We start from the raw sequence: 15,109 nt of genomic DNA, 5'->3' as shown, positions 1-15,109 counted from the left end.
AGTGTAGTTATTGAAAATTGCTGAGTTAAAAGTTGCAATCAAGAGGAACTCCACAAAGCCTTTTAATTTTCTATTCAAACATTCAATAACAAAATCATGTTAATATGCATAAAAACCAACAGATGCTCTATATATGTAATAGCATTGAGAATGATATAAATAGCGTACATTAAGATATCCAGAGTTTCAAATTCTCTTTTTGCATACATTTTGAATTTGATATTTTAATTTCATTAATTAGATGCTATTAAGTTACTTGCTACAAAATGAAACATCACCTCAGCGAAAATACTAACAAATAAACAAAAAATATTAATATCTATTAAACCAATAATTGCAGATATTTAAAAAAATAAATATGTGATTGGGAATGAAATACACCACTTTCTTATTAGCAATATTAATTAGTATACTGAGTATCGGAATAGTAACTGCATTGGAATTAGATGAAGGACAATGTATCCAATTAATCAATAATAATTCAAATCAGACCATGCCTTCAATTTATGGCAATATAATTGTCTGGCAGGATGATATGAATGGAAACATGGACATTATGATGTATGATATATCCACAGAAGAATCAACAGTCATATGCAATGCGGAAGGTCAGCAAATAGAACCAAAGGTGTCAGATAGTTATGTAGTATGGACCGATGGCCGGTTAATAGAAAATGAACCAAGTATTGATAATTGGTGGGGAAAATTAGACCAAATATATCAAAGAAATATGAATTGGGATATTATGGCATATGACATTTCTACAGGTGAATATTCCAATATTACTTTGGGTTTATCAAAGTCACAAGTAATGCCTTCTATTTCTGGAAACCTTATTACATACACAGATTGTTATCAATATGATTATCTTGATTTAGAAGAGGAGGAAGAGGAATTAGACATATTAAGAAGAGATGTAGTCGTAAGAACACCCCAGTCACCACAAAATGATATCTATTATTTCACTGGATATCATGACCAATATGATTCTTATATAAACGAAAATGGTATGGTATGGATAGATTATGAACCTGCAAAATCATATTATGTAAGATTTGGAAATTTTTCGAAGAAAGTTATTGAAAAACCTACAACCTCAATTATGTATAAAGACTTTACAACTAATAAAGTTCGAACTATTTATTGGACTCATGAAGCAACTTTTGATCTGGATGAAGCTGATGAAGGAGACATAGCTAGTTCAATGTTTGTTAATCCGATACTTTCTGATAAATATATTGTTTGGCATAAATGGAGAAATAATAATTATTACATAGTTTACTATAATTTGGAAACTGGCGAACAAGCTTCTTTTTCAGAAGCTGTAATTCCAGAAGCAACTGATATTGAAAATGAATACCTCGTATACTCTTTATCAGGAAGTAATAGTGGAACATATTTGATAGATTTATCTACAAAGCAAAAAACCAAACTTTATTATGACTCGTCTCACCCACAAATATCGGGAGAGTATGTCGTATGGTCTGCTCGTACAGAAAATACATATAACGTCTGTTTATATCGTATAGATAAAACTACTCCAAGTATTACTGTTAACTATCCTTCACCTGGACAAGTAATAGTAGGAATGTCTAACATAACAGTTACGGGTTCAGCTTCAGATCCTAATTCCTTTTCATTAGCAGTAAATAATATAGAAGCTACCTTTAATAGCAATGATTGGTTTGCAAATGTACCTCTGAATGAAGGAGACAATAGTATATCAGTTGTTGCAACTGACTCTGCAAATAATCAAAATATCTCAGCTTTTAAAATAGTTGTCCATAAAAATGAAGATTGCTATTTATTATCTCCGAATATTGATACAATAGAAACCGGAGGCATCTACTCCCGGGTATACAAGACAAAATATCCTAATTCAAAAGTCACCATAATCACAGATGAAATAACAGATTTCACCCATACCAATACGGATGAAAATGGAATATTTGCAATAAAAATAAATACTTCAGATATTACAACAACGGGTTCTAAAGAACTTTCAGTTAATGAAGTAACAATCGAGCATAATGATAATACAAAGTCCCTTAATGATACTTCCATATTTAATTTTACTTTATCAATTATTCCTCGAAACTATTCAACCACATGGTATACTGGGAAGTCGATGGAAGCAGGTGGTGGACCTGTTGTTTATGTGAAAGGTGAAAGTGCAACTGATTTTGAAATGACAGCATTTAATTCTGACACAAATTTAAATTTGCAATCATCTCAGGAAGCAGGAATTACAGTTGGCGCACAATATTCAGCATTTGAAATGGAAACGCCCGGGCTAAACGCCGAAGCTTTGGGGATTGATATTCATAAAACATGCACAATCTCAGAAAGCTCTCAAGTAAGTCTTGATTATGCAAATGCACCAAATTCCGAAAAAAGGCAAGCAATTTCATATATGTTATCAAGTATAGCTCCATCAAGCACATCAATTAAATTATTAAATTTCCTTTCGAGCTATAATTCAGAATCACAACTTAATTATGATTTTTGTGAAATCGGTGCGGGTATCTCGGAGGGTGCAAGTGCATCACTATTCAAACTAAATACGAATATTAGCCCAGTTTTAGTTAATGATGCTTCACTTGGAGTAGGATACGAAGGAAGTAAACTTTTGAGTCTGCGAACGTACAATGATAGAAATCCACAATATAGATTACAAACTGTAAGTGATTTAAGTGCTAACCTTGACTGGCACGTATCAAGTTTTCCTTTAATTGATTGGGGATATACTGATTCCGCAGATTTTACTACAATACTGGAACTGAATGACAATAATACATTAAATTCAAAGCATGTAGTGAAAGCTACAGAAGTAATAGGTGACAATTTGATTGGTGGTCGTAGGGCCATAACAAAAGAAGTAACCTATGATATTGGTGAAATTACATCTGAGGATATGATAAAAAACAATCCATTTAATTCAAATCTATTGACTGTATTAAACAGTCAAATTTTTTCTCAATTAGCAACAACATATCATGATGATTATACAGAAATTAAATCTGAAGAGAGTTATGGGGAAGATGTTGGAATTGACATTCCATTCAAATTGACAGTCGATGGAATAAAGCTGGACCTGGGTGTAGGGCTAAAAGCTGGAATCGCAAACAATTACTTAACAGATAAAGGACTGGTTTTTGGCCAAAAAGATTATTATTACATAAATTATCCAGATAACTCTATACTTCAAAATCCTGTAGAATATCACGCCAAAAATCTTAGCGATATTACACTAAACCTTATTGATAGCATAAATTATGATTTAGAAAGTTCCCCTGAAGATATATATACAGTGATCGACGGACCAATGAATGAGATATCATTATTAAGTGGAAGTAACATTTCTGATGAAAATGTTACTATAGTTTCCTATGTTCCGGAAAAACCAACTGAAGAAACTATGAATTTCTTTGCTGATGATTCAATATCTACAGATTTTATTGAAAGCTCAAGTGGTGCAAACATTATGATTAATAGTGTTAATGATATTCAATCATCTGGTACAGGTGATTTTTCAAATGTTCAATTGAATCTTGCTTACTCTGAAGAGGATATATCTTCATTTGAAATGAATGAAAGCACTATTAATAATGGAATGCAGCTTTATCATGACATTTTCTGTGATAAAATAGTATGGTCTAATTACACACATTTAGTAATATCTGATTTAAACAATGATGAAGATAAGGAATATAAAATAGGATTAAGCAATTATGTCAACCCTGTAATCTCAGAAAATTATATTGCATGGACTACTTTTACAGGTGCTTCACTTGAGGGAAACATAGGGGCATACAATCTGTTTACTGACGAATTGATCCGTGTAACAAATTCATCAGAAAGATCTATAAATAAAGTACTAAATGGTGGATTTGAAACCGGAGATTTTGCCGGGTGGACTGTAAGCTGTGGGGGAGGTTGGTCTTATGTTTATGGTTCTGCAAATGTTATAAATAACAGAGCTTTACTTCGTGCAGATACTCGTGAAGACGAAATAGATTCTTTTTCGCTAATAAGACAAAATATAAATTTAACTAATGCAAGTGAGCTTTGTTTTACATATTCTATGTATGATGGATATGAATTTAGCGGTTCTATTGCACAATTTGTTGTATATATAGATGATGAAGATGTATATGGTTACCAAAATCCCAACAGTGGTGGATGGGGGATTCCCGGATTAAGATACTCTAATGGTGGTACAGTATCAATAGACATATCTGAATACACTGGTAATCATGAAGTGGTATTTATGGTATATTGCTTTGATTTTGCCGAATGTGAGGTTTATTTGGATTCAATATCAGTAATGTCCACTCCAACAAGTAGTTGCATGCCGGATATTTCTGATAGTAACCTTGTATGGATGGATAAAAGCGAATATTATGGAGGAGACATTTTCATGTGCAATCTATCAACAGGCTCTGAAACAAAGATAAGTACTGACGATGATTATTATTTCTTTGAATCAGAACCTTCTATATCAGAAAATTATATTGTATGGACAGGTATCAACGATACTACACTACATACAGATATACGCATGTATGATATCTCAACTAAAGAAACTGTGAACATTTGCAGTGATTCAGGAAACCAATTTAGTCCTGATGTTTCAGGTAATCTGATTGTTTGGGTAGATGACCGCAACGGAGATTGTGATATATATCTATACAACTTAACTTCAGATGAGACTGCAATCCTATGCAATGAATCTGGTAACCAGACAAATCCTTGTATATATGGTAATAGAATAGTATGGACAGATGATAGAGATGATAATCCAGATATATACATGTATGACTTGAATTCAAATGAAGAAATTGTGATTTGTAACAATTCATTTAATCAATCATCACCTGTCCTCGGAGGAGATTATATTGCTTGGATAGATGATAGAAATGGTTATCCTCAAACTGTTATGAAATCAATAATTGACGAATCAAAACTGTCAATTTACGAATGGAATGATGAAAAAGATTCATGGGTGCCCCATAATTCAAGTATTGATAAATCTTTGCAGATTGTATCAACAAATCTGTCTTCAGAACTAGGAACTTACGGAATTGGTTATGACAATAAGAAACCTATCATTGAATGGGATTACTCTGATATTTATATTGGAAACATTACAGTAAATGTGTCAATAAATGATGAAGGATCTGGTGTCAATAACTCGTCTATAAAGTTAATTGTAGATGGACAAGAACAAAATTTCACATATAGTATATATAGTGGTTTATTATTGGCAAGTCTAGATGAATCCTATGGTAATCACACAATAAAAATATACGCAACTGATACTTCAAACAATATTGCCTCAACGCCAGAAATCAGAATAAGAAATGTAAAACCAGTTTCAATTACAAATTTATCAATTCGTGAGATGGATGATGACAATATTGAACTATCGTGGATTGGCGTAAATGGAGATTACGATATAGATGAATATTATATATATCGCGATAATGTGCTCCTAAATAATACTTCACAAACATACTATGTTACAAGCGCAAATTATGGATCAATATACACTGTTTATTCAGTGGATACAGAAAGGTACACAGGAATTAAGGACAGTATTGAATTAACATCTAATACTTTAATTCCAAAGTTTACTTACGACTGGGAAAATACATTAAATCCTGAAGTCGGTAATCCTATAGTTTTCGATGCCAATAACAGTACTATTATAAGTGGTACATTTGAGAAAACAGTTCAGTATGAGTGGATTATTGATGATGATACCAATAAAAGCAAGTATGGAAATGTTGTAGAATATGTGTTCTTAAATCCAGGTCTTCATAAAGTTACTTTAAATTTAAAAGATGAACAAAGCACTAGTAATACATCATGGATAATCGAAGTTTATAATAACACAATGTCTTTTACTTCAAATGTTACTGAAGGAGAAGTTCCCCTTTCAGTTCATTTTTACGAAAATTCAGGATATGCAGATTCTTGGTACTGGAATTTCGGTGATGGAAACACTTCTACGGAGCAAAACCCTATACATACTTATTCCAATGCTGGGACATATAATGTAGAAGTGAATGTATCAAATGCTACAAGCTACTTTATCGAGACAAAGGAAGATTATATTCATGCATATAGTTCACAAGTAACTGATTTCCATACTAATGCCCAAACTGTCTATGTCGGACAAAATATTACATTTTATGATGATTCAAATAACAATCCCAGCACATGGCAATGGAACTTCGGTGATGGCTCCACTTCAACTGAACAAAATCCAATTCATGCATATAATGAGGGTGGACTATACACAGTACAATTGAATATACTAACTGAGAAAGGATATTATACTGAAACAAAGTCAGATTACATTCATGTTGTACCAATTGATTCTTTTACTGAAGATTTCAGTGATGGGAACTATAATGCATGGTGGGCTGATGGAACATGGTCTGCAAGCTCCTATTACTTGTCATCAAATGTAGATTATTCTGAGATTTCAGTTAGCAATGGAGGTATTTATGGAAATAAAGAAATTAATTTTAAGGTGAAAAATAATGACCCTGGTGAATTATGGGTGTTTCCAATTCAAAAAGACTGGGATGACAATAGTATAGCTATAAAATTGTTTACAGATGATAGTAATAAGTTATCAGTTGAAGAATGGACAACTGAAAGAAATGAATGGAACATACTCCATATTGATACAAAATATGATTTCCAGTCTGAAATTGGAGCTTGGTATCACATCAAGTTGCAATACCACGATGCTGGATACATTAAGTTCAAGATTTGGAAAGATGGTACAAGTGAACCTATTGATTGGGATTGGGAAGGAATATGTGATCCATCTGTTGACGGTGAGTATTTTGAAGTTTATGCAAGAAATGTAGGTGTAAATGGATGTGGAATAGATGACATTTCAATAACTTCTTTTTCACCTAATATAACATACACAAGAGTATTCACTGACAGATTTAATGATGGCGGTCTTGGATATTGGACCTCTGGTGGAAACCTTACTGAGAACGGAGGGTCTTTACACATTACTGATAACAGAAGTGTATGGATATACCCGAAATCAGAAATAATTCCCTCTGGTAACATAATAGTTCAATATCGTATGAGATGTACAGATCCAAATGGTATTATTAATTTACGTGCTCCATATTATATATCTCCTAGCGGGGATGTTGGAGCATCTATATTATATGATGCTCTGAATAACAGAGTATGCTATTGGTATGAAGAAGAAAGCTGCAATATCACAAAATATGATTATAAGTCTGAATCAGGAAATTGGTATTGGTTCAAATATTATCAAGAGGATAATACTGCATATTATAAACATTGGAAATATGGTGAAAGTGAACCTACACTATGGGATTGGTATTATAATAATCCATTAAATGATGATCATAGAACTTTTTTTATGGAAAGTCCACAATTGAATAGTGGATATGAATTCACATACGATGATTATAGCGTTTATGTAATCTCTAATTGTCTAGAACCAATTGCAAATTTTGTATCGGATGTTACGTATGGAGTTTCTCCGTTGACTGTTCAGTTCACCGATGTATCTACCGGTGCCAACAGTTGGAACTGGAATTTTGGGGATGGCAGTACATCGACTGAACAAAACCCAACGCATACGTATGTAGGAAATAGGGATTATAATGTTCAGCTAAACGTTTCAAATCAATATGGTTATAATTTAAAGACAAAGCAGTATTATATTTCAGTTGTTGAACCTGAATACACTAGCTGTGTTTCATGCCATGACTGGGATGAATCTTAAGTTTAAACTTAACGTATTAGTAATTCCATTTGAACAATTAGCAGGATCTGTTTGAGAAGGTTATAGCTAATTGTTCTGTTTTAATTTTATTATTTAATGGTCTGCAGAATAACGATTTCATATTTTATTTAGGTATTATGATTACAAGAATCTCTTTAACATCATGTGGTTTAACTGAGTTTTGGCTTTGTAGAAAAACTATTGAAATCACTATCTGTAGCTAAAGTTCATCAAAAATAATCACTATTATGGGGAACAGCTATAAGTTTTATAGACTAGCATAATCGCTTGAATTTTGAGAATTTCTAGAGAGCCTTCAAATTATAACGAACACAAAATCAAATATTCTGTTTTACTTTTTCTTTGCAGACTTCAGAATCACTGCAAATACAATTAACAATGCAACGACATAAAAAGTCCCTATGCCTCCAATAACAATCAAAGCTACTGCCAGCTCAAATATTGAAATACCAATGTTTTCAGAGTCCGGAATCGGTGGAGACTGCTCATGTTCCATGTCATATCCTTTAACATAATTACCGGATGCAAATTTCTGTACTGATAGGTTCTTTCCAGATGTTTCTGTGATATTCAATGAAGTATTGCTGCTGTTAGTTGAATTTACATCTGCCATACACATGGTAGTAATGTTGGTTAACACTAACAAACAAAATACAAATAAAATCAATGAAATTATTTTTGTATATTGCATATTAACACCCGGTGATGTGTAGAACTCTTCAGAACTTGCTTAGCAGCTACGCAGAAGTTTTTACAAGTACTGCCTAATCTTATTTTATGACTGTGAAAAGAATTGATACTTGCAAGCGTTTCAAATGCGATAGATATCCAAAATATAATGTGTAAAAATGAAAATGGCGCTTATTTAAAAGCGCCAAAAAGTTCTTTAGAATTTTCTCCTCTTCCAGAATCCAATATAGATCGCACCCAGTAAAAACACTACAAATCCCATTGCAGCTATGTCAGACCCTGAAATTGCATAGGAACTTGCAAGTGGCTCATTAGATATCTCATCTTTTACCATCTCATATCCTTCTACATAATCATCGGTTGTTGATTTTTGAGTATTTTCAGGATTTATATTGGTATTTTCTCCCATACCCGTCTTTGTTGTAGATGACTGATTTGATCTGGAAGATGCTGCCATAGATCTGGTGAGTGAATTTCCAGAATGCCTGTCTTCCATGTGCAGCTCAGGATCAGTGCTCACTTCTGACGTTTCTGTACTGGATGAATATATTGACAAGCTAGTAGCTTCAAACATTATATTGTTGTATTGTTGAATGATTTCATCTGATACGTCATAGAGTTCTGCCAGAGCCAAAATGTTTTCCTGATTCAGAAGATTACCACATGTATGATGACAACATGCAGGAGAACCAGATTCAACAACAGATTCCATATAGTCCGTGACAAGCTGTGATAACTGGTCATCAGAAGCATCCCATAAGCCCATATCATCAGATTGCAATAATCTTGCTCCTATGGACTGTGCAGCATAAGGACTACTTTCCTTTAACCATGCCATCATTTCTGAATTACCAATGTAAGTGTCGTATATTTTATTCCAGACATCATTACTGATAACATCATCTCCAAAGAATACAGCCGATCCGTATAAATTATCAATGAAATTTGAAATCTCGGCTGCTCCTTCAAAGCCACTTAACTGCATTCCTGCTATCCATGATGGATTCAGGTACCTTGCATAGAGTTCATTTTCAATATATGTCTGAAGTGTCTGAATCTCTGGATCACTTAGATCCTGAAGATTTACAACGTACATTTCCGGTGCGTCACCTGATATATACGATATGGCATTGTATAATCCTCCCATGTACTGATAGAAATCATCGATGTCGAGAGAGCCATATGCATTGGAACTTCTGCTATGGAAAATAACCTGGGTTCCATTTAGATTGTTCTCAAAGACAGCTGTATCATTAATTTCAACTGTTCGACCGGTCTGTTGCAATACATATTCTGAAATCGTCTGACCCCAGATATTTTCTCCATATATGTAGCACATCTTGTTTATGTAGAGCTCTGCAAGTTCAGATGTATTTTCCCATGTGTCACTGGAATCAACAGCATTTGCCATTCCAGTTCCGTATGCACCTGGTGCAGGGCCAAATATCCTGAACTGGGCAACATCAAGAGATAGTGTCTCATTTTCTATAGATTCATCGAAAATCAGTTTTAGTTCATCAGTGCTTTGTTTAACATAGTTTGGACAATCTGCAGTTTCTTCCTGCTCATAAGCACGCCTCACAGCACGATCAAGAAGGTCAATCTTTCCAGGGAAGGTATCTCTGTAAAGACCTGATATCTGGACAAACACATCAATACGTGGTCTTCCCAGATCAGAAGAATTTATTGCAGTGACGTTTATAACTTCTCCATCATCCCACACAGGTTTAATACCCATCAGATAAAGTATCTGGGATTCCATTACTCCTTCATGACGTGTGGTTTCACCAGCCCAGAGTATATATCCTACTTTTGTTGGGTACTCTCCGTTTTCAGCATAGTATTCTGCAAGCCATTTGTCTATAAGATCTACAGCATTGTCCCATGCTTTTTCTGAAGGTATAAGGTCTTCATCAAAGGAATAGAAATTCCGTCCTGATGGTAGTGTCTCTGGTTTTTGTATAGGATCTCCACCAAGATTTCCTTTGATATATTCACCATCCATTGCATTCAGAACCTGTTGAACTTCATTGTCAGATTCCCCAAGTAATTCTGCGTAGTCAATTGATGAGTTCAACTCTTCATCAATTTCAGCTGTGGAATTTCCAAGTATCTGAAGCTGAGCATCTGTTGTGGACATGTTTTCGAGTAATACAAGGGTTAACAGGTCAGCTGATGCATTATCAGATGCATTGTACGTTTCTACAAGTTCTGAATAATCATCCCCTAGCATGGAATTGACCATTCCTACAAGTTCATCCCCTTCAGGTGGTTCACCAAGTACATGCAGTCCATATGGCATAGACAGGTTCTTAAGTTCTGTAAGTACATCATCTACTTCTTCAAGGAAATCATCAATTGTTGTATTGCTTGCTGCCAGACTCATATTTACCTGATCATCAAGTCCAAGCTCAATTGTGAGATTTACAATGTCATAGAACTGCGCCTGCTTGTACTCTTCTTCTGACACAGATGTCTGATATGATGTAATTTCACTGCTAAGTGTCGCATAATCACCATAAAGACCTGCAGATATTACTGAAGGTATAAGGTGATCAATTATTACTGCATTGCCTCTGCGTTTTGCCTGTATTCCTTCTCCCAGTCCGTCCATGACATAAGGATAAATTACAGGTATGTCACCGTTCATAAGTGCAGGCCATTCATCACTCAGTAGACCAAATTCTTTTCCAGGAAGCCATTCAACAGTTCCATGTCTTCCCATGTTAACCATTACATCTGCATCGAATTCATTCTGCAACCACAGGTAGAATGCAATGTACTGATGATGTGGAGCAAGGTCCCTGTCGTGATAAAGTATTTCGTCATCCTGCAACCATCCTCTGGTAGGTTGTGGTGCAAGAATTACATTATCGCTTATATTTATCTTCGGGATAACAATGAACTTGTCACCATTTTCATCGGTGTAGACCATTATTTCCCCGGGTGCTTCTCCCCATGTTTCGGTAACTTCCTCCTGCATATCCTCTGGAAGCTCATTGAACCATGAAAGATATGTGCTTTCAGGAATGAGTTCAACCTCTCCGGTTTCTACAAGTGCTTCAAGTTCTCCCGGTGCCCATGTACCTACATTTCTTCCCTGGTAAGTTATTAGGTCTACAAGTTCGGTTTTGTTGGGAATAGCACTGCTGTTAATATCGTATCCTTCGTCTGCCATTCCTTCAAGCAGATTCACAATACTTGGCATAACCTCAAGATATGATGCTCCGATATTGTCTTTTCCACCGCCATGATTGTAGTAGATAATTACAACCTTCTTATCAGATTCATCCTCCAGTCCAAGGTTTGCCTGTGCTATAGCACGATCTGTAATCCAGTCTATCTGTTGATCAACTGCAACATATGCTGTTGTAGTACTGTTGTCAACCTGTATGACTTCTTGAGCACCAATCATGATAGGATCAATGACGCCTTCACCTTCAGGCCTGTAGATACGATTCATTTTATCAGTATCTAGTGGTGTGCTTGAATTTACCCATTCAGAAGCATTCATACTTGGGTTGAGGACGGCATTTATAACAGGTACATCGAGTTCCTCAAGGTCAAAGTAATTTCCACGATAATGGAATGAAACTACAGCATCTACTTTTGTTTCTTCATTGTAGTTAAGATAGGAATCAATAGGCACATCAGTGTCACCGTAGCAGGCTATTACATTTGCTCCCTTAGCCTCAAAGCTTTCTATAAGACTATCAACAGGATCGATATTTGTAGGATAATATGTGGAATAGAACGTTATACCTATTGTAGGGGCATCTGCGTCGAAAGCATGTCCGTCCGTTCTATTTGAATACCAACTAAAGTATTCTTCAGCATCACTTATCATGTATTCAAAAGCGCTGTCCGTTATTGCAGGATGATAAATGGCTTTTTCTAGTTCTTCAGGTTCTTCAACTGCGAGGTCATCACGATCATAATATTCTTTTGCAAGATAAAATATGAGGTTATCAAGGTTAGTATCATTTATGGAAGTCCCTGACCAGTATGAACCAAGGAATTCTTTGAATTTATCAGTCGTATTATAGTCTGAAGGAAGGGAATAATCACTTTCAGGTAGCTCAGTATTCTGTCCTATAACTAATGCTCCATTGTCAATAGCAAATTGGACCTGCTCTTCTAGTTCAGAAGCTGTCTGTGTAACCATCTTTATATAAATAATATCTGTATTGTTGAAATCTATATTTTCAGGCAGGTCATCAGTAATATAATAGCTCGCTGTGATGTTAAGACTCGAATCAGAATTAATTCGCTGTTTAAAATTTGCAAGTTGTGTCTTGTATGAAGAGTATCCTGTTATGATAGAGACATTCAGATGTGGAGCATTGCTTGTTTCTGAAACCACTTTTTGTTTTAATAAGATTAAAGTGCTTGATTTGTAGTTGATTTTTCCGTTCATTCCGGGACTGTACGTTATCCCTTCAATTGCTGATCTATCAAGATACGCCAATACTTCTTTTTCATCGATACCTGATTCTTTGCTTAATTCTATTTCAAGACCACTTAAATCAGAACTGTTGACACTTAGATCAACTGCAGCATTATACCAATAAAAGCTATTGTTTTTACCAGAAGAGTAATTCACGGCGTATAGCAGGTAATCACCGTTAGGAATATTAACAAAAGTAAAATTGCCATTACTATCTGAAGTGGTGTTAGTCACCACCTCATCTGTTATTTTGTCAACAAGAACTAAAGTGCTTGATTTATAGTTGATTTTCCCATTCATTCCGGGACTGTACGTTGTCCCTTCAATTGCTGATTTATCAAGATACGCCAGTACTTCATTTTCATCGATGCCTGATTCTTTGCTTAGTTCTATTTCAAGACCGCTTAGATCAGAACTATTGACACTTAGATCTACTGCAGCATTATACCAATAAAAGCTATTGTTTTTACCAGAAGAGTAATTCACGGCGTATAGCAGGTAATCACCGTTAGGAATATTAACAAAAGTAAAATTGCCATTACTATCTGAAGTGGTGTTAGTCACCACCTCATCTGTTATTTTGTCAACAAGAACTAAAGTGCTTGATTTATAGTTGATTTTCCCATTCATTCCGGGACTGTACGTTGTCCCTTCAATTGCTGATTTATCAAGATACGCCAGTACTTCATTTTCATCGATGCCTGATTCTTTGCTTAGTTCTATTTCAAGACCGCTTAGATCAGAACTATTGACACTTAGATCAACTGCAGCATTGTACCAATACCAACTATTATTTCTACCAGAAGAGTAATTAACAGCGTATAGTAAATATTCGCCATTAGGAATATCCTCAAATACAAAATTACCATCTGCATCACTGGTAGTATTAGCAACCAGATAATAGTCATTTTCTTCCGCCGATACTGTTGTTGTTAGCGATAGTAACAACAATATACTTATGAACAATGTCACTATTCTTTCTTTTTGCATGTTATCCCTCGATAACGTGCAGCATTTCGGTTACTTTGCTTGCAGGCTGTGCCGAAATGCTCCACCATCTTTTAAAGTTCCTATCCACCAACCACTTACATAAATCAAATTTAAGTTAAAACAACTCCACTTGTTTTATTGTTAGAAAAAAAATTAATCGGAAGTAGTGGTTTCTACCTCCTCTGCACCTTCCTCTTCTTCAGGTACGTAAACAACTCTTCCATCAGCTAATTTATAGGCAGTGCCCAGCGCTTCACCCTGACCGCCACCAATCTGATCGGTCATATTCAGAACCTCAATGGGTTTGCCTTCTTCCTTAATAATAATCTGCATGTCTTTTTGACCAGGGTTTTTCACAAGAGTGATATCCTCTGTAGGATTGAGAAGCTCAGGCATCTGGTAGGACATAACAAGTGCTACAAGTAATGCAACTGAGAAAACCATGGCAATATCAAAGAGGTTGGCAACCCCGGTTAAGGGGTTCTGCTCATCCTCATTGTTTATGAGTCCTGTTCGTCTGTGCCTTCTTACACTCCTCTTTGTCACTCTCCAACCTCCAGAGTGTCGAGGATATAATCAATATCTGCCATGTCCTGCCAGTACCATCTTTTCCTGACCTGGGTGAGAACATAACCGATTGTTCCTGCGAAAAGTCCGATAACTGTTGTTGCAAACGCAATCATAAGATTGTTTGCAAGCTGCTCGATGTCGCCCTGTGAAAGGCCGATTAGTGCAGGACCCAATGGGATAAGTGTTCCCATAAGACCAAGCATTGGTGAGATTGTTGCAACAATCCTTGTCTGTTCCAGCCTTTTTGCCATCCTTATCTCATATTCCTGAGAAAGCCATTCAATGGCAGGTAACATGTTCTTTTCAAGGTGACCAGCTGCGGATTCTGCAAAGCTCATAACCATGAAATTCTGCTTAATATTGCGAAGTGCCTTTGCTGCCTTATCATATTGTTGAGAACTTACATGTTCCCTGACAGCACTGCAGCAAAGTTCAAGGTTTTCAATATCTCTGTGCCTTTTTGCATACTCTGAGAGGAATTCCCCTATAAGCATCAAAGAAAATACCACAAGCAATATCAGGATAATAATTACCGGATACAGCAATGATGCTGAAAATGTGTATAATATACCAAACAACGTAGAAGTAGCATCCAT

At 35.4% G+C, this 15,109-nt stretch carries 5 protein-coding genes; 1 reads left to right on the top strand and 4 read right to left on the bottom strand.

Translation table 11 applies throughout. From position 1 onward, the window contains the following. The first annotated feature begins 370 nt into the window (after nt 1-370). On the top strand, nt 371-7,795 hold the full coding sequence (locus tag METTI_RS12305; protein ID WP_023846150.1) for a PKD domain-containing protein: 7,425 nt from the start codon (nt 371-373) through the stop codon (nt 7,793-7,795). Nucleotides 7,796-8,147: 352 nt separating this feature from the next. Here METTI_RS12305 and METTI_RS12300 read toward each other — a convergent pair whose 3' ends face one another. The 4 genes from METTI_RS12300 to METTI_RS12285 form a co-directional block, all read right to left on the bottom strand. Beyond that, entirely contained in the window at nt 8,148-8,456 is a 309-nt protein-coding gene (locus METTI_RS12300; RefSeq protein ID WP_211232194.1) for a hypothetical protein, read from the bottom strand. 246 nt (nt 8,457-8,702) lie between these two features. Continuing rightward, a complete protein-coding gene (gene cobN, locus METTI_RS12295) occupies nt 8,703-13,943 on the bottom strand; it encodes a cobaltochelatase subunit CobN (RefSeq protein WP_023846148.1) in 5,241 nt (1,746 codons plus the stop codon). A 153-nt stretch (nt 13,944-14,096) separates the two neighbouring features. Further along, nucleotides 14,097-14,489, bottom strand: a complete 393-nt coding sequence (locus METTI_RS12290; protein ID WP_023846147.1) for a DUF2149 domain-containing protein — start codon at nt 14,487-14,489, stop codon at nt 14,097-14,099. Continuing rightward, complete coding sequence (locus METTI_RS12285) at nt 14,486-15,109, bottom strand: MotA/TolQ/ExbB proton channel family protein (protein ID WP_023846146.1); 624 nt, start codon at nt 15,107-15,109, stop codon at nt 14,486-14,488. Before METTI_RS12285 ends, METTI_RS12290 begins: the two co-directional genes overlap by 4 nt.

The organism is Methanolobus tindarius DSM 2278, assembly GCF_000504205.1.
GTDB lineage: Archaea > Halobacteriota > Methanosarcinia > Methanosarcinales > Methanosarcinaceae > Methanolobus > Methanolobus tindarius.
The sequence above is the reverse complement of the archived record's forward strand: the minus strand, read 5'-3'. Positions and strand labels throughout refer to the sequence as shown.